Annotated in this window: 16 protein-coding genes; 6 read left to right on the forward strand and 10 right to left on the reverse strand. The window is 45.0% G+C overall.

The window, feature by feature from the left end:
* Nucleotides 1-4: 4 nt before the first annotated feature.
* Nucleotides 5-1,822 carry an arginine--tRNA ligase gene (argS, locus tag RTL34_RS08405; RefSeq protein ID WP_312116155.1) on the reverse strand — a complete coding sequence of 606 codons (1,818 nt, stop codon included), beginning with the start codon at nucleotides 1,820-1,822 and terminating at the stop codon, nucleotides 5-7.
* Nucleotides 1,823-2,088: 266 nt separating this feature from the next.
* Here argS and RTL34_RS08410 point away from each other — a divergent pair, with 266 nt between their 5' ends.
* Nucleotides 2,089-2,307, forward strand: coding sequence for a DUF2788 domain-containing protein (locus tag RTL34_RS08410; RefSeq protein ID WP_007117392.1), 219 nt, complete (start codon nucleotides 2,089-2,091; stop codon nucleotides 2,305-2,307).
* A gap of 80 nt (nucleotides 2,308-2,387) precedes the next feature.
* On the opposite strand, the gene cmoB is transcribed toward RTL34_RS08410, so the two are convergent.
* Together cmoB and cmoA are read right to left on the reverse strand one after the other, a co-directional pair.
* Entirely contained in the window at nucleotides 2,388-3,440 is a 1,053-nt protein-coding gene (gene cmoB / locus RTL34_RS08415; RefSeq protein ID WP_312116158.1) for a tRNA 5-methoxyuridine(34)/uridine 5-oxyacetic acid(34) synthase CmoB, read from the reverse strand.
* Nucleotides 3,441-3,488: 48 nt separating this feature from the next.
* Nucleotides 3,489-4,262 (reverse strand): carboxy-S-adenosyl-L-methionine synthase CmoA, encoded by a 774-nt coding sequence (gene cmoA / locus RTL34_RS08420; protein ID WP_096488316.1) that lies wholly within the window; start codon nucleotides 4,260-4,262, stop codon nucleotides 3,489-3,491.
* A 279-nt stretch (nucleotides 4,263-4,541) separates the two neighbouring features.
* Here cmoA and msrA point away from each other — a divergent pair, with 279 nt between their 5' ends.
* Nucleotides 4,542-5,072 carry a peptide-methionine (S)-S-oxide reductase MsrA gene (msrA, locus tag RTL34_RS08425; protein WP_050325183.1) on the forward strand — a complete coding sequence of 177 codons (531 nt, stop codon included), beginning with the start codon at nucleotides 4,542-4,544 and terminating at the stop codon, nucleotides 5,070-5,072.
* 254 nt (nucleotides 5,073-5,326) lie between these two features.
* Nucleotides 5,327-6,712, forward strand: a complete 1,386-nt coding sequence (locus RTL34_RS08430) for a lytic murein transglycosylase (RefSeq protein WP_312116162.1) — start codon at nucleotides 5,327-5,329, stop codon at nucleotides 6,710-6,712.
* Between the two features lie 161 nt (nucleotides 6,713-6,873).
* Here the strand turns inward: RTL34_RS08430 and RTL34_RS08435 are convergent, their stop codons facing one another.
* The 4 genes from RTL34_RS08435 to RTL34_RS08450 all read right to left on the reverse strand — a co-directional run bounded on the left by RTL34_RS08435 (nucleotide 6,874) and on the right by RTL34_RS08450 (nucleotide 10,243).
* Entirely contained in the window at nucleotides 6,874-7,134 is a 261-nt protein-coding gene (locus RTL34_RS08435) for a hypothetical protein (protein ID WP_007115866.1), read from the reverse strand.
* Nucleotides 7,135-7,333: 199 nt separating this feature from the next.
* Nucleotides 7,334-8,341 (reverse strand): DUF4062 domain-containing protein, encoded by a 1,008-nt coding sequence (locus RTL34_RS08440; RefSeq protein ID WP_312116166.1) that lies wholly within the window; start codon nucleotides 8,339-8,341, stop codon nucleotides 7,334-7,336.
* Between the two features lie 128 nt (nucleotides 8,342-8,469).
* The gene (gene murI, locus RTL34_RS08445) at nucleotides 8,470-9,339 is read right to left on the reverse strand and encodes a glutamate racemase (RefSeq protein WP_312116169.1); all 870 of its coding nucleotides are present in this window, start codon (nucleotides 9,337-9,339) and stop codon (nucleotides 8,470-8,472) included.
* A gap of 190 nt (nucleotides 9,340-9,529) precedes the next feature.
* Complete coding sequence (locus RTL34_RS08450; RefSeq protein WP_312116171.1) at nucleotides 9,530-10,243, reverse strand: DUF1285 domain-containing protein; 714 nt, start codon at nucleotides 10,241-10,243, stop codon at nucleotides 9,530-9,532.
* Between the two features lie 547 nt (nucleotides 10,244-10,790).
* On the opposite strand from RTL34_RS08450, the gene RTL34_RS08455 reads away from it, so the two are divergent.
* A complete protein-coding gene (locus RTL34_RS08455; protein WP_312116173.1) occupies nucleotides 10,791-12,452 on the forward strand; it encodes an electron transfer flavoprotein-ubiquinone oxidoreductase in 1,662 nt (553 codons plus the stop codon).
* 60 nt (nucleotides 12,453-12,512) lie between these two features.
* Here RTL34_RS08455 and RTL34_RS08460 read toward each other — a convergent pair whose 3' ends face one another.
* The 3 genes from RTL34_RS08460 to recG form a co-directional block, all read right to left on the reverse strand.
* Nucleotides 12,513-14,330: an alkaline phosphatase D family protein gene (locus RTL34_RS08460; RefSeq protein ID WP_312116176.1), complete on the reverse strand. Its 1,818-nt coding sequence runs from the start codon at nucleotides 14,328-14,330 to the stop codon at nucleotides 12,513-12,515.
* 265 nt (nucleotides 14,331-14,595) lie between these two features.
* Nucleotides 14,596-14,775 (reverse strand): hypothetical protein, encoded by a 180-nt coding sequence (locus RTL34_RS08465; protein WP_282842130.1) that lies wholly within the window; start codon nucleotides 14,773-14,775, stop codon nucleotides 14,596-14,598.
* Nucleotides 14,776-14,983: 208 nt separating this feature from the next.
* Nucleotides 14,984-17,137: an ATP-dependent DNA helicase RecG gene (gene recG, locus RTL34_RS08470; protein WP_312116179.1), complete on the reverse strand. Its 2,154-nt coding sequence runs from the start codon at nucleotides 17,135-17,137 to the stop codon at nucleotides 14,984-14,986.
* A 97-nt stretch (nucleotides 17,138-17,234) separates the two neighbouring features.
* Here recG and RTL34_RS08475 point away from each other — a divergent pair, with 97 nt between their 5' ends.
* Both RTL34_RS08475 and RTL34_RS08480 read left to right on the forward strand, forming a co-directional pair.
* Complete coding sequence (locus RTL34_RS08475; protein ID WP_007115858.1) at nucleotides 17,235-18,320, forward strand: NYN domain-containing protein; 1,086 nt, start codon at nucleotides 17,235-17,237, stop codon at nucleotides 18,318-18,320.
* 7 nt (nucleotides 18,321-18,327) lie between these two features.
* Nucleotides 18,328-19,224, forward strand: coding sequence for a patatin-like phospholipase family protein (locus RTL34_RS08480; RefSeq protein ID WP_099807409.1), 897 nt, complete (start codon nucleotides 18,328-18,330; stop codon nucleotides 19,222-19,224).
* The last annotated feature ends 39 nt before the right edge of the window (nucleotides 19,225-19,263 follow it).

Consider the following 19,263-nt stretch of genomic DNA (forward strand, 5'->3'; position numbering starts at 1 on the left):
CATATCACATACTGGTTGGTGCCGTTAATCCCAACAAAATTAAGCCATTTTGAATCACTTGGCGTACCGATTTTGATAACCGCAGACGCGCCTGCATTAAGTCAAGCTCATCTTGGGTCGGGGTTTCGCCATCTTTGGGTAAGATACGGTTATCGTTGTACCAACCGTGGAACAAACTTGCCAAATCTTTGAGGTAATTGGTCAATAAATGCGGCTCATAGTTGACCGCAGCACGGCGTAGCACTTCAGGGTAAGAAGCCAGCAAGCTCAATAAATCCGTTTCGACAGATTGGGTCAACAGATGCTGGTGGGCTTTGCCGGCTTTGTCATCGACCTTGATACCGCGCTCTTCAGTACGCTCAAGCACACGGCAAATACGCGCATGCGCATATTGAATATAATATACCGCATTATCTTTGGTATGGGATTTGGCAAGTTCTAAGTCAAAGTCAATGTGCTGTTCTGGTTTACGCGCGACATAATAAAAGCGCGCGGCATCATTGCCGACTTCTTGACGCAGCTCACGTAAGGTCACAAACTGACCTGAGCGTGATGACATCTGGATTTGCTCTGTACCACGCCATAGGGTGACAAACTGCACCAAAATCACATCCATACGCTGGGCATCGTAGCCCATCGCCGTCAATGCCGCTTTCACGCGTTTGATGTAGCCGTGGTGGTCTGAGCCCCATACATCAATAATTTTGTCATAGCCGCGGTCAAGCTTGTCTTTGTGGTAGGCGATATCCGAGGCAAAATAAGTAAATTGACCATTGGCACGGCGGACGACACGGTCTTTTTCATCGCCAAATTCGGTGGATTTAAACCACAAGTTGCCGTCTTTTTGGTATAAAAACCCCCGCTGCTCTAATAATTCCAAAGCAGGCACAATGGCATCTTGGATTGATTTTTCGCTAAACCATTGGTCAAAATGGACATTAAAATCCGCCAAATCATCTTGGATATCTGCCAAGATGGTACTAAGTGCAGCTTCATGAAAAATCTGATAGTTATCGCCCAAATTGGCTTTGGCATTGGCAATCAGCCCGTCAATATGGGCTTCTTTATCACCTGACACACATACTTTTTCGCCGTTGGCATCGATTTGGTACTGGGCATCGGCAGGTACATTGAGTAGCATATGTTCCCAGGCGGTTTTTAGGCTATCGCCATGCTGTTTTTTGATGGGTTTGGCAATATCTTTGACATAATCGCCTTGGTACGCATTGGTGGGAAATACAATTGGCTCACCGCACAGCTCAAGGTAGCGCAAATAGGTACTGGTTGCCAAAATATCCATCTGACGACCCGCATCATTGACATAATATTCCCGCCCGACTTGGTAGCCAACCGCCTCTAGTAAATTGGCCACGCTCATGCCAAACGCAGCGCCTCGACCGTGACCCACGTGTAGGCTTGAGGTTGGGTTGGCAGAGACAAACTCAACTTGGATTTTTTGACCGGCAAATTCTTCGGATGTACCAAAGTCGCCTTTTTGCTCCATAATGGTGTCTAAGATAGCAAAACGCGCGTTATCATCTAAGAAAAAGTTAATAAACCCCGGTCCTGCAATCTCAACTTTGCTAATCATGTCCGAGGCAGGCAACATCGCCACGATGGTTTGCGCCAGTTCACGCGGGTTTTTCTTGGCAGTCTTGGCAGCTATCATGGCAAGGTTACTAGCAAAATCGCCGTGCGCTTGGTCTTTGGTGCGGCTGATGGTACTGTTATCAACCCAATCGATTGGCAAAATTTGCTGTTGTTTTAGTGATTCCACCACTAATGCTAAGGCTTGCGAAATGACGGGTTGTTGTTCTGACATGGAAATTCTCTTTGTTGGCTCACAGGTTTTGTTGCAGGATTGATAGCTAAAAAAGCACGATAAATCAATGAATCACCATCGATTTGACGCTATCACTCGCTCACAATCGAGGGAGATTGATTTTGGCGTTCAATATACCAATTTTTGATGGTTTTTTCATTATAATCCTGTCAAAAGATACATGCCATTACAAGGAAACGCGGTTTTTTGGCGTATAATATGTGCTAAAATTTTTTAATGTCTGATGACAATCATAGGATAATAACATGTTTGTTTTAGTCTCTAGTGAGTTAATCACCAAACTTGGCATGTATGTGCTGCTGCCTATCTTTATCGCGTTTTTATTTTTTATCATGTACGATATTTCCAAGAAAAACAATGCAGGCAAACAAGGCACATTTTGGATTTTTTTGGCATTGGGCGGCGGTTTTTTTGGCTTTCTCATCAAAATGGTCTTGGAGTGGTATTTTAGTAGGACGCTTTAAACTACCCTGCTCTAAACCTTACTAGCCTAAAACGCCATTACCCCAAACCGCATTACCCATGTTACTTGTTTATGTTACCGTTACGGTCGTTTGGCTATCATCACCGCACGGGTCGGGCGTTGATAGCCCTCGATGGTTTTGCTGCTATCATTGGGGTCAAGAAAATCGCTTAAAGATTGATAATCCATCCAGTCGGTTTTGCGTTGTTCATCCGTCGATGTCACATCCACATCGACACAGCGCACCGCCACAAAGCCTACTTTGTACAGCCATAGCGACAGTGCCGCAACCGATGGAATAAAATTCACGTTATTCATCTGTGCATAGCGCTCACTTGGCACTAGCACGGATGTTGCATCCCCTTCAATCACCAGGGTTTCTAGTACCAATTCTCCGCCTTTTGCTAGTTGATTGTATAATTGCTCAAGATGCTCAAACGGTGACGCGCGGTGATACAGCACGCCCATACTAAACACGGTATGAAACAGCCCTGCTTGCCCGCTAGTCAGGCTAGGATTGGGCAAGGCTTCAAGCGGTACGGGCACATAGTGCACTGTGTTGCGTCCGTAATCGTTACGGTCAGCGTCTCTGACGAAATGCCGAATCGCCATAAACTGGTGATAAAACAGACACGATGGGTCAATCACAATCACCGTGCTTGCCCCTGCGCCCGCCATACGCCAACCGTGATAACCCGAACCACCACCCACATCTAGCACGCGTTTGCCGTGAAGTGGGCTGATATGCGGCAATACCCTATCCCATTTCCAGTCACTACGCCATTCGGTATCAATATGGATTTGCAGGTCATCTTGACCCAGTAAAAAACCGCCTTTGCGCCACGGCATCAAACGTTTGAGTAGCGCATGGGTTTGCTTGTATTCATTGTCTTGCCAATCAAATGCTGCGGTGATACAGGGTTGATTTAAGTCTACTTGCGCGTTGTCAACCACGGGCAAGCGCTCAATAAGCGATTGATAAAATGGGGCATGGGCGTAGCGTGATTTGTCTTTGATGGTAGCGAGCCAGTTGGGCAACTTGGCAAGCCATTCATTGGCAACTGGGTATTTTTCCGCCAATTGCAGCAAGGTAAGATAGACGTCGGTTTCGGCAGTTTTGATGGTATGGTTCATGGTGGACTCTTTTAGGATTGACAGGTTTTCATCTTTTAAGGGCAATCATCACTTAAACGCAATAATCGACGCAAAGTTTAAAAACTGAAACCACGTCAAATGGCGGTCAAACCCTACTGTTGCTAAACGCTGATGATGAAAATTGAGGGTATCGGTGATAAGCACATTCTCGAGCGCATTGCGTTTACCACTGATTTCCATCTCACTATAGCCATTGGCGCGTTTAAAATCATAATACCGCTCAACACGCCAGGCATCGTCCGCTTCATCGAGCAAATGGGTTTTTTCGGTCAAAATCATAATACCGCCTTCAGCCAACGCATCATAACAGCGTTTGAGTAACTGCTCGCGCTTGTCAGGGGATAAAAACTGCAAGGTTAAATTGAGCACAATCATATCGCACCGCTCAAACGCCACCTCACACACATCAGCGCAAATCAGCTCGATATCATGCTCAGGATAATGCTGCATCAGTACACTTTGCGCTTTGGCGATCATCGGCTCTGAGATATCAATGGCTTTGATTTGCAAATCTTGCGGCGCAAACTCGCCTGCGAGCGCAAAACTCACCGCCCCGAGTGAACAGCCCAAATCATAGACGCGGCTGACTTTATTGCCGTCGCTATTGGTTTGGCGAAACTGGCAATGGCGTTTGGCAAAAATCGGCAACATGGCGAGCATCTGTCCGTACCCAGGCACACTACGGCGAATCATATCGGGAAAACAAGCCACCACTTGCTCATCAAAGCTAAACCGCGCATTGGCATCTAGCGGCGTGGTAAATAAGGTATCGAGGGGTGGTTTGGCTTGGGGCTGACTCATGCGGCTGACTCACTATGGCTGATTGAGCGTTACTAAGACTCAGTATCGCTGACTTAGTATCGCTGACAGTTTTATGCTCGCTTCAACAATAAAATGCTTAAGGAACGCTTAACAAACGCTTAAACTGTCAGGTTTTTAGATAGCGGAAACTTGGTTTACATTGCCTAACTTGAATGGCGAGTAAACTTTGCTATTCTAACATTTTCACCCGTTTTACTTTTAATAATTTATTTTAACCCTTATATCAAACCAATGAAATAACCATAAAAAGGTACTATTATGCAAACGATTATTTTAGGCGGTGGCTGTTTTTGGTGTACCGAATCCGTATTTAGTCATGTCAAAGGTGTGACCGATGTCACATCAGGCTATATGGGCGGTGATGAAGTAAGCGCCAACTACAAAGCCGTCTGTGGCGGCGATACCGGTCATGTCGAAGTGATTAAAGTCGATTTTGATGAGACCATTATTCCGCTTGAGACGGTATTGGATATTTTCTTTGCCACCCATGATCCGACGACACAAGACCGTCAAGGTAATGATGTCGGCAGACAATATGCCTCTGTGGTGTTTTACACCGATGAAGCGCAGCAAAAACCGACCATTGACCGTGTGATTGGTGAGCTTCGTGATGAGCAAGGCATCAAGGTGGTGACCGAAGTGCATCCTGCTGCGCAGTTTTTCGTTGCCGAGGACTACCACCAAGACTATTACGCCAACAACCCGACCCAAAGCTATTGCAACTTTGTGATTCCGCCCAAGCTTGCTAAGCTTAAACAATATTTTAGCGGTTTTATGATCGAACAATAACGCGTATTGTGATTTTATTGATACTTATTAGTCTTTCCAAAATTGGGCTTTACCGCGTTAATGCCCAATTTTTTCGCGTTAAATAATTGGACTTACTATAACCGTGCAAAAATTAACGCTTTATCACCCAATGTGAAAAAATGTAATTAAATGCATTTACTCCTTTCACTAAGCGGGCTTTTTTTATACCCTTGAATGAGTCAAAATTCACCCCGTTTGTTGATGTCTTTATCTATCACTATTCAAGGTTTGTTATGCGTTTACTTCCGATTTTTATGGCGCTGGCAGGCGTGGCGATGATTAGCCAAGCCAATGCCGCACCGACACCGCCTAATCTTAGCAATGCCCAGTTTCAACAGTGTTTATCCAATCTCAAAAACAGCAGCACCTTTCGCGGTGTAGCCAGCACTTTAGAACAATATCGCCCAACTGAGCCTGACCCTAGCGTGATTGTCTCGCTCAACTATCAACCTGAGTTTCAAAAAGAAGTGTGGGACTATCTCTCAGGTTTGGTCGATGAAGAGCGTGTGCAAGACGGTATCAATGCCAAAAACCAACTGCAAAGTACGTTAAGCCGCATCGAGCAGCGCTATGGCGTGAAAGGAACGGATGTACTCGGTGTTTGGGGGGTGGAATCTAACTTTGGTAAACAGCTGGGTAAAAAAGACTTAATCCAGTCGTTAGCGACCCTGTCTTGCTTTGATCGTCGTCAATCGTACTTTCGCACGGAATACGCCAACGCGCTGCGTATCTTGCAAAATGGTGACATCCGCCGTGATGATATGACTGGCTCATGGGCAGGCGCGTTTGGGCAAACCCAGTTTATGCCAAGTACCTTCTTACGCTTGGCGCAAGATTTTGATGGTGATGGACGTAAAGATTTGGTCAACAGCCAAGCTGATGCGCTCGCGTCAACGGCCAATTTCTTGGATAAAGCAGGTTATCGCACGGGCGAACCTTGGGGATTTGAGGTCAAGTTGCCTGCAGGGTTTTGGGCAGATAGCAACCGCAAGGCCAAAAAACCGATGAGCTACTGGCGCAGTCAAGGTCTGACTCTTGCCAATGGTCAGCCGCTACCTTCTAGCCTTGATAGTACAGGTTTGCTATTACCTGCGGGTATTAAAGGCCCGGCGTTCTTAGTGGGTAAAAATTTCGATGCGTTTTATAGTTACAATGCGTCAGAGAACTACGCGCTAGCGATTGCGCATTTATCCGATATGATTAGCCAAAACCGTACTAGCAATGTCGGCTTTGTCACACCTTGGCCAACGGATGATGCCGGTATTAGTCGCCGTCAAGCCCGTGAAATTCAGCAAGCACTACTTAATCGTGGGTATGATATTGGTCAAGCTGATGGCATGATTGGCGATAAAACGCGCTATGCGATTCAAGATTTTCAACGGCAGCAAGGTGTCAACCCGGATGGTCGTGCGGGTATGAAACTCTACCGTATGCTAATGACTCAGCCAACAGGCAATGCTCAGTATCCAACCCAATACCCGACCCAAACGCCCGTTCGATACCAGTCTGTACCGAATTCAACGGTTACTGCCACGCCCACTAAAATGATACGCGATGCCAATGGGCGCACGAGTTACTATCGTATCGATAATGGGCAAGGTGGGGTGACAACGCCTTAGTCATTGAAACCTTAAATGATTTAAACCTGAGGTATTTGGGACTTAGTCATCTACAATGTTTATCAATTTTTCATCCCCAAACAAAAAACCCTTAATGTCACCATTAAGGGTTTTTTGTTGATAGTGATAGGGTTTTGTTAATATCCGCGCATTGTACAACCTTATACAATAGGTGGCGGGGTGGGCTCTTCACCATCATCCATTTGGATCGGTTTGACTTCGCCTTTTGAATTGCTGCCCCAATTGTCCTCTTCGTCTTCATCCCATTTTTTGAAGTTATCGCGTGGGTTGATGCCACGGCGTTTCATATCTTCGACTTGCTCTTCGAGGGTGCGAAACTGCTGCGCTTCGTGCATGGTATCTTCAAGTTGGTTGATGTTGTTTTCAAGATCGTCTGCTTGTTGGGTCACATGATTGCTCATAATTTTCTCCTCTTTTTATTCTCGTTATCGTTATATGCATTTTCAGATTATCATAACACAAACAAATGTGACGCTAGTTAGCAGGTCTGTATAACATTATCATGACATGAGTAAATCATGGCTTGGTGAAAGCTGGTATAACATGCTTGGGTAAAATACTGAGATAAACCACTAAAAAAGGTGTGTTAAAAATGACGGATTAAGCTTGTACAATGATGTTAATCTGCCACAGCTCGCGGATACTTCGCTCTTCTTTGACCGAGACCAACCATTGTTTTTTCACCAGTTGGCTTTTGATCCATTGATAATCGATATTGCTAATTTGACAGCGAGAGACGGCATGGATTTTGGGTGAGATTTTGAGCGCCTCTGCCATCGCAGCATCTTTGAGGGCATCATTAATTTGGGTCAACATCATATTACTGGTAAACGGTTGCGGTAATGCTTGTAGCATTTGCACAATATTGCCCCAGCTAAATGTATAAGCTGCGCTGATTTCTCGCAAGTTGCCGCCTTCAAACGCGTGTGCGGTGTAATTGACCAATAACGCTTCATTGAGCTCTTTTGGCGTGACTTGGGTCGGTCTGACTTCAAGTTCAGGCGGCTTTTGATCGCGCTCTAGACTACTGGCAGTTAAGGCGGGTTGCACACTATTACGGATATGAAATCTATCCGAGACAAAAACCGACTTCAAATCCCCACTAGCGCCTGTCGGTAGCGTCCTCAATGGAAGGGTGTCTTTGACCCAACCTGATCGCGGAAACTTGTCTTTGATTTCCTCAAGCATTCGCACACAGTCTGGCACACCATCATGGTTCTGATCGAAATGAATTGCCCGCGAACCTTGCTCTTTAATCACCAAATTAAACAAATCCAACCGTTGACGTAATAGCTCATGTTGGCTTGGTTGGGTATTGACTAACGCAATCATCGGCACACGTTTTGAAGACGCATAGATATAAGATAAGTGCAGATAACTGACACCAGATAGGCTTAAATGACCGTAATCATTGCCCAAAATAAAAATCATATAATCACATTGGTCGATTTGTTGGCGGCTGTACTCAACAAAATTGGTATGGGTCGCAAGCAAATCCCAAGTCAAAAAATAATCCGTCGATAACGCGTACTCTAGCGCGTTCTCTAGGTAGAGATTTTCATTTCTCACCAAAGAGATATGAATATGATAACGTTTCTTTTGAGACATGCTATCTTCTCCATAACGCTCTAATGAACGCAATTAATTAAAAAAGTAAAGGGTTAAAAGCTGACTCGTTAGAAGCTAAATCGTTAAAAGCTAAAAGGGTAAAAAGCCATGCTGACTAACAAACAAGTTCAATACACTGCGCGATGTTGAGTCACACACAAGGTAAAAAAATCAATCCCCAACTCTGGCAAAAATCGCTGCAACAAACGCGTTGCCGCCTGCTCAGTAGTGGGTAAGTTGGCGGTGGCATAAAACTGTAACCGTGGTCGCTCTTTATGAGAGGCAAGCTGATTGGCTTGCTCAAGCAAATCATGCACCCGTTTGGCAATGGCATCGCCTGAATCAATCAATGCCACTTGCCCCATAGCTTGGTGGGTCATCAGCTCGTCGATACGCTGTGCCAAATAGGCTTTAAAAAAAGGAAAATGGGTACAGCCCAGTACCAACTGGTCTACCTTTTTATCCTGTAACTCACTTAGCAAGTGATCTAAATCCGTCACGGCTGGGTGATGGCTTGGCATACCCAATTCTACCCAAGGCACTAGGCTGTTAAAGCTATATTTGTGGACAGTCACTTGCTGCGGTTTGGCGACTTGTTCAATAACTTCATTGAGTAAATACCCGTGCAAGGTCGCTGGGGTTGCCAACACCGCGACTTGCTTGGTCGCCGACTGCATCACCGCAGGTTTTAATGCAGGGACTAAGCCGACAATCGGTACTTGAGGATACTGCCGCCTTGCCGCCTGTAATCCATGCGCAGAGGCACTATTGCAAGCTATCACAATAAGCTTACAGCCTTGCGAGTGTAGCCAGTCCACTGCCTGCAAGGTAAGTTCACGAATCTGTACTTCACTGCGTGAGCCATAGGGTACATGCAGGGTATCGGCAAGATAGATATAACGTTCAAATGGCAAGCGTCGCTGCAAATGGGTCAATACCGACAATCCGCCCAACCCAGAATCAAATACGCCTATCGGCGCGCTTGCTAACTCTACCATAGCCTAATCAGTCCAACTCGCAGGGTGTTTGCTAGATAAAACCGCAAAATAATCGCCTACCCATAAAATAGACCACTATCTTATACCAATTTTTAGACGCTCACTACAAAAAAATGCAGTTGCTGAATTTGACAGCAAATTCGTCACCTTGCTGGTTCACAAGTTATCAAAATTTGGCTAAAGCGGCTGGTTAGAGGGTCATCGTCAAGGTAAAAGTGCTATCACCACTGTGCAAAATCAATGACGTCCCCTCTTCACCCTCTGCCAACTCACCCAACTTAATCAAATGGTAAAACACATTGCGATGAATGAGTCCGTATAATGCTGAGTCACCATTTTGGCGAACCAACAGATAAGGCTGACTGGCTTGTTTTTGCTGTAAGCCAGCATCATGCTGGTTTGCATGGGTAAATGGCAAACCCAAACGGATCGGATGCTGCTCGTCAGCAATCACCACATCGCCTTGCGTGGTGGTGAACTGCAACACCGGTTTGCTAGTACCACCAAATTGCTCGTTAATGACGTCCACTTGATTGACTAGCAGTGGCGCGTCTTCTACTTGAATTTGCCATTTCTCAACAGGGGTTTTTAAAAAATACTGAACGTGGTGGTTGTCATCAACCTCTGACCACAACACTTTGGCAAACAGATCAATGAGTAGTGGACGGGTGATTTGACTGCCTTCATGCCACCACTCGCCATTGGCTTTGACCACCATATCCATCGCACCGCTGAGTTTGGGTTGCCATTTTTCAAGCGGTGGAATTTGGCGTGTCGGATGATTTGCGGCTGCTACGGCTTGCGAAGTAACCGATTGCTCGATTTGTTGGCTTAGCTCGCTTATATCAAAGCTAGTATCAAAACTGGGTTTAGATGCTACATTATTAGTATCAGTATTAGTCATTTTATAGCTCGTATTATGGTAGTTTTTATTTAGATTAGGATTTAGAGGATTGTATGGGTTTATGAATGCCATGATGCGCTGTGTTGACATCACTTTGTGGTACATAGTAGTCAATTCAACGCTGGGTTTCAAATAGTCGCTGTTAGTACCTGTGTCGATTTATTGTATATAAAGGTGACAGATAGCATAAGACAAGTCAGATTGGATGCGATAAATTAAGCCCGGCAGTCATTTTCTCCTGCAAAAATATTAGGTGGTTAAACGGTTAATCTATTATACTAAGTAGTATTTTTTCTGAATTCATATAACGATTCATTATATGTTAAAATCAAGAAAACCATTGATAACATTGCCAGCCTGTGCCAGCAATTATTTGATGAACTGATAATCAAAGGCTAACCTTCTAGATCACTAGCCTTGCAAAAATCATCGTGATGCAACTTATGTGTATTGTCAGATGTAAGCTGAAGAACCGCATTGTTTAACCCAATGCGCGCAAGGTTAAGCAAGTTGTCATCACTGAATTTTATTTTTCTAAGGAGTTTGTATGCAAGACATCGAACGCGAGCAAATGGAGTTTGACGTAGTTATCGTGGGTGGCGGACCTTCAGGTCTATCTGCGGCAATTCGTCTACGTCAACTTGCCATTGCTGCTGGCAATCCTGATTTTAGCGTGTGTATCGTTGAGAAAGGGTCAGAATTTGGTGCCCATATCTTATCAGGTGCGGTCATGGAGCCTAATGCACTGACTGAACTGATTCCTGATTGGAAAGAAAAAGGTGCGCCCGTTCGCGTGCAAACCAAAGGTGACCGCGTCTACATGCTCAAAAATAAGACCAAATACCGCGAATTGCCAGAAAAAATCGTCCCAAGTTTGATGCACAACCATGGCAACTACATTATCTCATTGGGTAACCTTGTACGTTGGTTAGCTACCCAAGCCGAAGAGCTTGAAGTAATGATGTTCCCAGGTTTTTCTGCCGCTGAAATCCTCTACAACGAAGATGGTTCTGTCCGTGGTGTATTGACAGGTGACATGGGCGTCAATGCCGAAGGTCAACCAAAATCAGGCTATGAGCCAGGCTATGAGCTACTGGCAAAATACACCATTTTTGCTGAAGGCTGCCGTGGTCACTTAGGTAAACGCTTAATCAGCCGTTTTAACCTATCAGAAGGCAAAGACCCGCAGCACTACGGGATTGGCTTAAAAGAGCTTTGGGAAATTGACCCTGCCAAACACCAAGAAGGCATGGTGCTGCACGGTTCAGGTTGGCCACTTAGCGAGACGCATAGTAACGGTGGTTGGTGGTTATACTTTGATGAAAACAACCAAGTGTCATTTGGTATGGTGATTGACTTGTCTTATCACAACCCTTACCTATCGCCATTTGATGAGTTACAACGTCTAAAAACCCACCCGCTCATTCGCAATATTTTAGAAGGCGGTAAACGCTTATCTTACGGTGCGCGTGCCTTGACCAAAGGCGGTTTAAACTCATTACCAAAACTGTATTTTGCCGGTGGTGTGTTAGTGGGTGACGATGCAGGCTTCCTAAACCCAGCAAAAATCAAAGGTACTCATACCGCCATCAAATCCGGTATGTTAGCCGCTGAAGCCGTGTATGAAGCGATTGCTGCCGGTCGTCAACATGACGAAGTGCCAACTTATGAGCAAAAATTCAAAGCATCCTGGCTCTACAACGACATGTACCAAGCGCGTAACTTCGCAAATGCGATGCACCGCATGGGTATCTGGATGGGCGGTGCGTTCAACTTCCTAGAGCAAAATATATTTAAGGGTAAAATGCCACTGACTATTCGTGACAGAATGCCAGACTACGATGTGCTTGAGCGCGCAGACCACGCTTATATCCCTGAGTATCCAAAGCCCGATGGTAAGCTGACCTTTGATAAATTATCTTCCGTGTTTATCTCCAATACCAACCACGCTGAAGATCAACCTTGTCATCTAAAATTAACCGATCCAGAGGTGCCAATTAAGCGTAACCTCAAAATCTTTGCTGAGCCTGCACAGCGTTACTGCCCAGCAGGGGTATATGAAGTGGTACAAAGTGACAGCGGCGCAAAATTTGTAATCAACTCACAAAACTGTGTGCACTGTAAAACTTGTGATATCAAAGACCCCTCACAAAACATCACGTGGGTCACGCCAGAAGGCGGTGGTGGTCCAAATTACCCAAATATGTAATGATGTATCAAAAAAAGCCGCTAAGTTAGCGGCTTTTTTATTGGGTTTTATCAAAGTTGTCTAAACCAAATAAGGTTCACCCACTCTGACACGCATGGTTTTACCAACACTGCTTGTATAGGTGGGCTTGGTGATATCACTGACAAACACCCAGTCGCTGGTGCATTGCTCAGGGGTGACTGTCACAATCATATAACCGCGCTGAGAGGTGTCACACCATTTTAACGTACCGCCTTTGACCAACATGGGTAACCCCAGCGATAGCTGTTTTGGGTCAACTGTCGCTAAGTATTCTTCAAAACCTGGCGATGTCACTGATTGTACCGCAAATTCCACCCCGACGGGTTCACCTTTGACATTGACTAGATTATTTGCCCAAGCGTTATGGGTATCGCCTGCCAATACCACTAAGTTTTTTTGCATAGCGTTGGCAATACCATAAATCATCTCGCGTGCCACCGCGTAACCATCCCACGCATCTAGGTTATAAGGAATGAATGGGGCTTGCTGCAATTGTTGTACCATACTCTGCTCTTGCGGCGTCAAGGTCGTGGGCGCGGTCTGCGCTTTTTGCATTAGGGTCAGATAAGTGACGGCATCTACCCCCAAGGCAGGGTTCATAAAGTTGAGCAGTACGGGTGCAGGAATAAACATCTGCCCCATCACCACTTGCTGACCCAGAATTTGCCAAGTCGACTTTGACGCTTGCAATTGACCTGCCAGCCAATTTTGTTGGGGCAAACCAATCAATTGGCGACTGGTATCTCGCATTGCTGCGGTGAATTTCGTGCCATCCAAGGTGAGCTGACCATTGGCATCTTTAACTAAAAAATTATTGTAATCTAGCTGTTTGTCCCGGGCAATAACACGGGTGTCTAGCATATGTAGACTGAGTAAATTACCAAAATCAAAACTACGATAAATTTGCGTCATCACACTATTACGCGTGGGCATCCATTCATGATAGGCTTTCATCGCGTCCATCTTGCGCTGATTCCAATCGCCTTCATTGGATTGGTGGTTTTCAGCACCTGCTTTATAAGTATCATTACTAATCTCATGGTCGTCCCACACCGCAATCATTGGCATGGCGGCATGTACCGCTTGCAAATCTTTATCGGTACGATATTGGGCATAGCGCAAGCGATAGCCAGTAATGGTGAGTAACTCCTCAACTGGGATGACTTCGCGCTTGAGCTGTGCGGCCTGGCTTGAAGCATAGGCAGGCACCGTTTTACCTTGGTCATCGATGGTATGGCGACCATATTCATAGATATAATCACCTAAGTGGAGCAGCACATCGACATCGCTACGCTTGGCAATATCGGCATACGCATGAAAATAGCCTGCAGGATAGTTTGAACAGCTCACCACCGCAAGTTTCACTTGATTGACATTTGTGACAGGTAGGGTTTTGGTTTTGCCAATCGGACTGGTGACACCACCACATATAAATCGATAAAAGTAAGGCGTATTCGGCTGTAAACCCGTGGCATCCACTTTGACCGTATAATCTTGCCCACCGTTTGTTTTGCTCGTGCCTTTATTGATGATGGTATTAAACGTATTATCACTGGCAATTTGCCACTCGACATCAAGGCTGCTGCCACTGCTCACCGGTGTCACCCGAGTCCATAAAATCACTTTGTCAGCAAGCGGGTCGCCACTGGCTACGCCATGTAAAAAGCTAACCTGCGCTGTGTTATCATTATCATCATTGTCATTATTACAACCCGCTAGCAACATCGATGCACCTGCGGCAGTCGCAAGCGAGGTAGATTGTAAAAAACGGCGACGGTTGATACTTGGATTTGATGGCTGGGTATCTTTAAGCAAATTGTGGATAGGAGAATTTTGCTCAGCGGGTTGGTCAGTCATGGGATTTCCTCAAGGTTAGGCAAAGCCACAATATGAAAAGTCAAATTGTGATAAGTCAAATTGTAATAAAAAGATACGCTATCGCTAGGAAACATTAGCTGACGAAGGTGACAACCGTATGACAATTGAATGAACAATTAACGGCAAATTTTAGCCAATAAAAAAGCTGACCGAAGTCAGCTTTTGTGCAGTCAAAAATTTATGTAATAAAACATACAGGCAATAAAACTAGGCATAAAACCTAGTCGCTTATCAAGACTAGTAGCTAGATACCCACGGCCGTTTTGAATGCCGCTTCATCAAAGTCGTCACCATGGGTCACAACGATGGTGCCATTAGGGTTAACATTGACAAACTTGACCCCTTTGATGTCTTCGGTTTTTTTGATGATTTCATCCGCATGCGCTTTGTCTGCGATAGGTACATCATATTTGGTTTGTGGCATAACATATATCCTTAAAATATTGATAGTTCTATATTAATAACAGTGATATTGCCCCATGTATAAAAAATCAACTAAAACCAATAGCCATGCAAGTGTCCATTCATCCATCAGTCATATGGCATAAAATAACAAAAAATTGCAGATGTGAATAGGCGCTTTATCTGTAAAAATAGCGCTCTATCAGAATTTAAGCGCCTACTATGCGCTATCACGCGTTAATGTATTTAATGGCATCGGGTGTCCAATGGCTGATATATTGCTGCACTTGTGATTTGCGATTTTCATCAGCAATTAGGTACTTAGCAATCGCTTGCGCCACGATTAGCAAGCTTTCATCCCTCGCTAGGTCACTGACATAGTAGCTATCAAACCCTGTCTGCCGTTTACCCAAAAGCTCCCCTGCACCGCGCAGTTCCAAATCTTTTTGCGCAATCACAAAGCCATCATTGCTATCTCGTAGCACATTGAGGCGCTCGATACCCGTTTCTGACAATGGCGTTTGATAAAGCAATACACAAAAGCTTTTTTGCGTGCCACGTCCCACGCGTCCGCGTAGCTGGTGCAATTGCGATAACCCTAATCGCTCAGCATTTTCAATCACCATCAGCGAAGCATTGGGCACATCGACCCCGACTTCAATCACGGTGGTAGCCACCAGCAAAGCGGTTTTACCCGCTTTAAAATCCGCCATGACCGCTTGTTTGTCATTGGGTTTCATTTTGCCATGCACCAAACCAATGTTGAGATTGAGCCTGTCATTCAAATCGGCATAGGTCGCTTCAGCAGCTTGGGCATCAAGCACGGTAGACTCTTCGACTAGTGGGCACACCCAGTAAGCTTGTTTGCCTTGCTCGCAGTTGGCAGCGATACGTTCAATCACTTCATCGCGTCGGTCACGGCTTATGGTGACGGTGGTGATGGGGGTACGGTTGGGCGGCAGCTCATCAATAATGGACGTATCCATATCACCAAATGCACTCATCGCAAGGGTACGCGGTATGGGTGTGGCTGTCATAATCAGCTGATGCGGTGTGGTATGCGCCAAGCCTTTATCTACGAGCGCCATTCGCTGCTCCACCCCAAAACGGTGCTGCTCATCAATAATCACCAAGCCCAACTTGGCAAAATTGACATGCTCTTGAAAGAGCGCATGCGTACCGACCACGATTTGCACCTCGTTGTCTTGTACTTGTTGCAAGGCTTTTTCACGCGCTTTGGCTGTTTGTTTGCCCGCCAGCCAACCCACACCGATGCCAAGCGGTTCAAACCAGTTTTTAAAGTTATTAAGATGTTGCTCCGCCAAAATCTCTGTCGGTGCCATCACCGCCACTTGCCAGCCGCTATCAAGCGCATAGCACGCCGCCAAAGCTGCCACCAAGGTTTTGCCTGCGCCAACATCGCCTTGCACGAGTCGCAGCATGGGCACTGACGTTGATAAATCTTTGACGATTTCTCCCACGACCCGATTTTGGGCATGGGTTGGGGTAAAAGGTAAATTGGCTAACAGCCGATTGGCAAGCACGCTTGTGGCATCGCAGCGCGGTGCTTTGTGCTGATAAAGTTGTTGTTTGCGGTACAGTAGACTCAGCTGGTGCGCGAGCATTTCTTCGATAATGAGCCGCTGACACGTCGGATGACTGCGATTTTTTAACGCCTCTAATACCAAAATTTGCTTGTTCAAATCGGTATAAATCGGTGGCTGATGGATAAAGCTAATGGCTTCTAGTAAGCTAAATTCCCCAAATGGGTTGTGGCTACCTGCCAGTAACGGAAACTGTTGGCTCAGCGCACTTTGTACGATTTGCCACTCAGCATCACTGATAGTAGCCATCACAGGATCGGCTTGTTTAACCGTCTGCAGCGCAAGTCGAATCAAGCTACGCAGTTTATTTTGATGCAAGTTTTTGACCGTTGGATAAACAGGTATCAGCCCTGTATTAGTCAAGGGTTGATGTCCAGTAATAATTTCATATTCAGGGTGGCTGATTTGGGTGCCATACTTACTGATACTGATTTCACCAAAGACACGCAAGGTATTGCCCACCGCCATGGTTTCGGTCAGTCCACGATAGACTTTGAAAAAGCGTAATGTTGTTTGCGCTGTCCTATCTTGCAATGTCACGCTCAGGCCCATCTTTTTGTTGTCGACGCGGACAACGGTGCCTTGTAGCAATGCCGATTGTCCATCGACGACATCACACATGTTGACCAGTCGGCTGCGATCTTCATAATCACGCGGCAAATGTAGCAACAAATCAAACACGCGCTCAATACCAAGTTGGTCAAGCTGTTCAGCGATTTTGCTACCCACGCCAGCAAGCGCAGTAACAGGGAGGTTAAAGATGTCAGGTTTTAGCGTCATATTATAAAGTTAGCTTATCTGCCTATAATAAAAATAGCATGAAAAAACACCAAATTAAGTTAGAATACATAGCGACACAATTTACGCTTTATAACCGATGAACTCAACAAATTTATCATTTAATAATATTGCTGTTTTGATTGATGGCGATAATATCAATGCAAAAAATATTGAAAGTATTCTAGCTAAAGTCAGTACCCTTGGCACAATCGCCTGCAAGCGAATTTATGGCGACTTTAAACAAGGCAAACTAACAACTTGGGATGATATATCACTGAAGTTATTACTTGAACAAGTGCATATTCCCGCCTACGTTAAAGGTAAAAATGCGACTGATATCGCTTTAGCTATTGATGCCGTTGACTTATCTTATCTTGATTACGACTGTTTTTGTATCATCTCATCAGACAGTGACTTTAGCATATTAGCCAAAAACTTACGTACCAAAGGCAAGAAAGTTTTTGGCTTTGGCAAATCGACTACTGTAGAATCGTTTAAAGTCGCTTGCGATGATTATTTTGTAATGGATGATACAATACCGCCAGAGCCAAGCAATAGCGCGACCAAACCAACCCCAAGTCAACAGTTAACTGATACATCTTTTACTCAAAAGTTGGCTATGAATGAAAGCGTATCTGAGCCGCCTATCGCTCGCGTAATGCCGCAGCAACTAAAACAAGACACAGCTTTATTAAATGCCTGTCGGCAAAGTATCCAACATCATCGACAAAATAATAGTTGGTCAAATTTTTCCAAAGTTATCAGCCACTTAAATAGCAATTACCCGAAAATTTCGCCAAAAAATTACGGTTATAGTAAGTGGCGCAGCTTGTTTAATCAGATAGATTTATTTGAAACCCAAATGCAAAACAATCTGTTAATGATTCGACAAAAACCGAGTAAAAATAAGACAAAAAATCTGCTAACCGATGCGACTACGCTCATTCAAGAGCAAAAATTGCTCGATGATATTTATGAGATTTTCGCCAAACCCATAATCAAAAAATTGTTGACTAAAAACCAAGGTTGGCTACATATTGGACAGTTTGGCAGTGAGCTTAAGAACAAAGGCTATAACCCCACCCAATTTGGGGTTAAAAATTTTACCAAATTGGCAGAAAATATTGCTATTTTAAAAGTTAAAAGACAACCCAGTGTCATTATGATTGCTCTACGTACTTAGGCTTGCTATGAAACCGCTTTCTTTTTTTGCCCTGATAACTACTAGCATTTTTTTTACGGTTACCGCTTGCACTAAAACGCCATTGATACCCACACAACCTACTAAACCATCCGTTCAACCATCAGCAAAACCCAAAATCGCCCTTGTATTAGGCGGGGGCGGTGCCAAAGGCTTTGCCCATGTCGGCGTCATCAAGGTACTGGAAAAAAATGGCATCACCCCTGACTTAATCGTCGGTACCAGTAGCGGCAGTCTAGTCGGTAGTTTATACGCCAGTGGCAAGTCCGCTAGCGAACTTGAAGACATCGCGACCCATGTTAGCAATAATGAATTGCTTGATTATAGCTGGAGCAAACAAGGCTTTATCGAAGGCATCAAATTACAAAACTGGGTAAATATTCAAGTCGATAATCAACCGATTGAAAAACTCCCCATCCGTTTTGCCAGTGTTGCCACCGATTTAACCACCAAGCAAAAAGCCGTCTTTGATAAAGGCAATACTGGTCTTGCGGTGCGTGCGTCCAGTAGCGTGTATGGCGTTTTTGTACCGCCACGTATCAACAACAAACGCTATGGCGATGGCGGTCTGACAAGCCTTGTGCCTGTGCAAACTGCCAAACAAATGGGCGCAGACGTTATCATCGCGGTAGATGTTTCAAGCCCGCCAAAAAATAGCCATCCACAAGATTTTTGGGCGCTACTGGATAAGACATTTGCCGTCATGCCCAATCAAGCAAATGCTGCTGAAATTAAATTAGCGGACGTGGTGATACGCCCGGCCGTTGGTGATATTGGCACGACCAATACCGTAGCCAGAGAGGCGACGATAAAAGCAGGCGAAATTGCAACCTTAGCAAAGCTCAGCGATATCGAGCAAAAAATCGGCAAGTTTCAAAAATTGTAACTAAAAAAACCGCTCATTCAATTGAGCGGTTTTATGCGT

Origin of the sequence: Moraxella sp. CTOTU47915, from assembly GCF_031986685.1 — a bacterium.
Classification (GTDB): domain Bacteria; phylum Pseudomonadota; class Gammaproteobacteria; order Pseudomonadales; family Moraxellaceae; genus Faucicola; species Faucicola tetraodonis.

Bases quoted from the DNA above. Each gene is read 5' to 3' on its own strand.
- murI (WP_312116169.1), bottom strand. From the start codon at position 9,339: ATGGTAGAGTTAGCAAGCGCGCCGATAGGCGTATTTGATTCTGGGTTG.
- msrA (WP_050325183.1), top strand. From the start codon at position 4,542: ATGCAAACGATTATTTTAGGCGGTGGCTGTTTTTGGTGTACCGAATCC.
- recG (WP_312116179.1), bottom strand. From the start codon at position 17,137: ATGACGCTAAAACCTGACATCTTTAACCTCCCTGTTACTGCGCTTGCT.
- RTL34_RS08465 (WP_282842130.1), bottom strand. From the start codon at position 14,775: ATGCCACAAACCAAATATGATGTACCTATCGCAGACAAAGCGCATGCG.
- RTL34_RS08455 (WP_312116173.1), top strand. From the start codon at position 10,791: ATGCAAGACATCGAACGCGAGCAAATGGAGTTTGACGTAGTTATCGTG.
- RTL34_RS08430 (WP_312116162.1), top strand. From the start codon at position 5,327: ATGCGTTTACTTCCGATTTTTATGGCGCTGGCAGGCGTGGCGATGATT.
- argS (WP_312116155.1), bottom strand. From the start codon at position 1,822: ATGTCAGAACAACAACCCGTCATTTCGCAAGCCTTAGCATTAGTGGTG.
- RTL34_RS08450 (WP_312116171.1), bottom strand. From the start codon at position 10,243: ATGACTAATACTGATACTAATAATGTAGCATCTAAACCCAGTTTTGAT.
- RTL34_RS08475 (WP_007115858.1), top strand. From the start codon at position 17,235: ATGAACTCAACAAATTTATCATTTAATAATATTGCTGTTTTGATTGAT.
- RTL34_RS08435 (WP_007115866.1), bottom strand. From the start codon at position 7,134: ATGAGCAATCATGTGACCCAACAAGCAGACGATCTTGAAAACAACATC.
- cmoA (WP_096488316.1), bottom strand. From the start codon at position 4,262: ATGAGTCAGCCCCAAGCCAAACCACCCCTCGATACCTTATTTACCACG.
- RTL34_RS08480 (WP_099807409.1), top strand. From the start codon at position 18,328: ATGAAACCGCTTTCTTTTTTTGCCCTGATAACTACTAGCATTTTTTTT.
- RTL34_RS08440 (WP_312116166.1), bottom strand. From the start codon at position 8,341: ATGTCTCAAAAGAAACGTTATCATATTCATATCTCTTTGGTGAGAAAT.
- cmoB (WP_312116158.1), bottom strand. From the start codon at position 3,440: ATGAACCATACCATCAAAACTGCCGAAACCGACGTCTATCTTACCTTG.
- RTL34_RS08410 (WP_007117392.1), top strand. From the start codon at position 2,089: ATGTTTGTTTTAGTCTCTAGTGAGTTAATCACCAAACTTGGCATGTAT.
- RTL34_RS08460 (WP_312116176.1), bottom strand. From the start codon at position 14,330: ATGACTGACCAACCCGCTGAGCAAAATTCTCCTATCCACAATTTGCTT.